We start from the raw sequence: 2,967 nt of genomic DNA on the forward strand, positions 1-2,967 counted from the left end.
CTGAAGACGGTGGGCGCACTGCGCACCGGCGGCCGCGGACCGCGCGGGGAATGACATCGGTGTGAGCGAAGTCGGCGTGACCGAATCGGCGTGACCGAAGTCTGTGCGACCGAATGAGGCGTGGCCGAATGAGGCGGACGCCCGGACGGTCGCTCGACTCGGGTGCCATCCCCTGCCTATGATCCCCGGCGCGGCATCGCGTGTCGGTCACCGGCCGGGTGAGGCATGGAGGCGCCGCGAAGATGCCCACGGAGGCATTGACCAGTGTCAGTCGAGTTCAATCACACCATTGTTCTGAGCCGCGACCGGGAGAAGTCCGCCCGCTTTCTCGCCGGGATCCTCGGTCTGGAGGTGGGCGAACCCGCGGGGATGTTCCTGCCGGTGCGCACCGCCAACGGCGTCACCCTGGATTTCGCGACCGTCGCCGTCGACATCCCCGCCCAGCACTACGCCTTTCTGGTCTCCGAGGAGGAGTTCGACCAGGTGCTCGCGCGCCTGGTCTCCGCCGGAGTCCCGATCCAGGCCGACCCGCACGGCAGGCACCCGGGCCGCATCAACCGCAACGACGGCGGGCGCGGGGTCTACTTCAGGGACCCGGCCGGTCACGGCATGGAGGCGTTCACCCGTCCGTACGGCACCGATCCGGCCTCGCCGCTCAACGGGGTGACGGAAGAGGTCCCGGGGGCGCACTGACGCCCTCGCACACCGCCCCCGCCACGGTCGTCGCCGTGGCGGGGGCGGTGCTGTCTCGCGTGTCCCGTGATCGCGTGTCACGTGACCACGGGACCGGGAATACGGCACCTCGCATACGGCTCCTCGAATGCGGGGCCTGACACACGGCACCGGGTATACGGCACCTGGAATCCGGTTCCGGGAATGCGGGGCCGCAATTGCGGTGCCGTATGTCCGGCCCCGGTAATAAGGCACCGGAAAGGAAGGGCCGTACGATCGTGACCGTACCGTCGTGACCGCATAGAGGTGACTTGGGAGTCCGCGGAGAACGGCGCAGTATTTTCACCAGCGCCCCGTTCTCCCCGAGCAAAGGACTCCCTCATGTTCGCTCGCATATCGAAGATCCGGGTTTTCTGATGCGTGCCACGGAAACCGTTCCGGCGGTCCTTCCGCCGGCCGAGGCACCCACCCGGGCCGACGTCCTCGCGGAACTCGACGCATGGGCCGCGTCCGGCGCACCCGCGGACTTTCCCTACGCCCTGCTGCTCGGGCATCTGCGGTCGGTCGGCAAGCACTTCCTGTCCACCGGCCTCCTCGACCGGCTCGCCGCGATCCGCGACCGCCTGCCCGGTACGGCCGACCCGCTCCGGACGCCCGCCGCGCGGGCCGAGGACGCCGACGGGCTCGCGCCCACCGGTGGAGAGACCGTCGACGCCTCGTTCCTGCGCGGTTTCCTCGACGTCGTCCTCGACAAGTACGACGACCTCTACGACTACCCGAGCTACACCGCCCTGCCGCTGCTGACCCGTCCCGCCCCGGCCGACTGGCGTGCGGCGCGGCGTTCGCGCGACGAGACGCTGCTGCTCCTGCTCGCCGACCTGGTCCGCTTCGAGCAGCGCGCGCTGACCGACACCCCGGCCGATCCCCACGACATGCCGCCCACGCCCGAACTGGTCTCCAAGCGGGCCCGGTTGGCGGTGCGGGTGATGGAACCCGCGGCGCTGCGCGCACTGCCCGCGGGCAGCGTGGACCCGGTCGCGGTCGCCGCCGTACCGGGACGCACCCCGGTGGGCCCGCTCATGTCGGCGATCCTGCGCGCGGCCGGCCCGGAGCGGGAGCGGGTGCTGGCCGCGAGCGTGCAGCCGGTGTACGTCCTGCACGACGAGTACCTCTTCCTGCGCACCCTCCAGTCCTTCGAGACGACGTTCACCTTCATGTCGGCGGCCCTGACCACGGCCGTGCACCGACTGGCCGCCGACCGCGCCGAGGAGGCCGCCGAACTGGTCGGGGCCGTGGCGGACATCCTCAAGGAGTCCCTGCCGCTGTTCTCCCTGCTGGCGACCATGCGTCCCGAGGCCTTCCAGACCTTCCGGGAGTTCACCGAAGGGGCGAGCGCCATCCAGTCGGCCGGCTACAAGACCTTCGAGTCGCTGTGCTCGACGCCGGGCCTCGCCCGGCTCGCCTCCTCCGCCTACACCTCCGTTCCCGCCGTACGGGAACGCGTGCTGAACGGGCAGCCCACCGTGCAGGGGACCTGGCAGGACCTGATCGCCGCCCAGCGGCTGGACGCCGACGGAGAGGCCGCGCTCGAGGCGGCGGCCGCGCGGCTCGAATCGGTCCACCAGCGGTGGAAGCAGACCCACTACCGACTGGCCGTCCGCATGATCGGCCTGCGCTCCGGCACCGGATACACCCAGGGCGTGCCCTACCTCGCGGCGGTCCTCGAGAACCGGCTGTTCCCGGCCCCCGACCGGCACGGCGCCCTCGTCGGCTGAACCGGCCCGTTCCGCCCGCACCGTCGCCTGGAGGCGTCCCCACGATGAGCAAACGAGCACAGACCGGCAGGCCCGGCACGGCACGGCGGGTGATGAACCCCCAGGAGAGCAACCGCCTGTTCCGCTACGAGTACGACCGCGGCAGCAACTACGAGGAGGACACCCGGCTCACCGCCGCGCTCTCCGCGCTGCTGCCCGAGGACGGCCTGGTCCACCCCGACCAGCGGCTGTTCCAGACCGTCCATCTGATCACCGAGTACGCGTGGTGCGAGATGCACTACGAAATGCGCCGCGCCGCGACCCAGTTGCGCACCGGCGACTATCTGCTCGCCGCCCAACTCCTGGAGCGTGCCGCCGCGATGGGGGACCTGCCGGTGCGGGCCCTCCAGGTCCTCGTCGACTTCCTGCCGCAGGAGAGCCTGTTGCGGATGCGGGAGACGTTCCCGGAGAACACCACCGGACTGGACTCGCCCGGCGCCCGCAATCTGCGCCGCGCGGCCGTCGCGCTGTGGCAGGAGGC

3 protein-coding genes are annotated in these 2,967 nt (G+C 71.0%); all 3 read left to right on the top strand.

The features are described 5' to 3' along the window. The first annotated feature begins 264 nt into the window (after positions 1-264). Positions 265-693 (top strand): VOC family protein, encoded by a 429-nt coding sequence (locus WN71_RS38040; RefSeq protein ID WP_046592868.1) that lies wholly within the window; start codon positions 265-267, stop codon positions 691-693. Between the two features lie 395 nt (positions 694-1,088). Further along, positions 1,089-2,447, top strand: coding sequence for a tryptophan 2,3-dioxygenase (locus WN71_RS38045; protein WP_052743267.1), 1,359 nt, complete (start codon positions 1,089-1,091; stop codon positions 2,445-2,447). Positions 2,448-2,491: 44 nt separating this feature from the next. Further along, a partial coding sequence (locus tag WN71_RS38050; protein ID WP_206300251.1) for a hypothetical protein occupies positions 2,492-2,967 on the top strand: 476 nt, incomplete at its 3' end.

Origin of the sequence: Streptomyces mangrovisoli (assembly GCF_000974985.2) — a bacterium.
Lineage (GTDB): Bacteria > Actinomycetota > Actinomycetes > Streptomycetales > Streptomycetaceae > Streptomyces > Streptomyces mangrovisoli.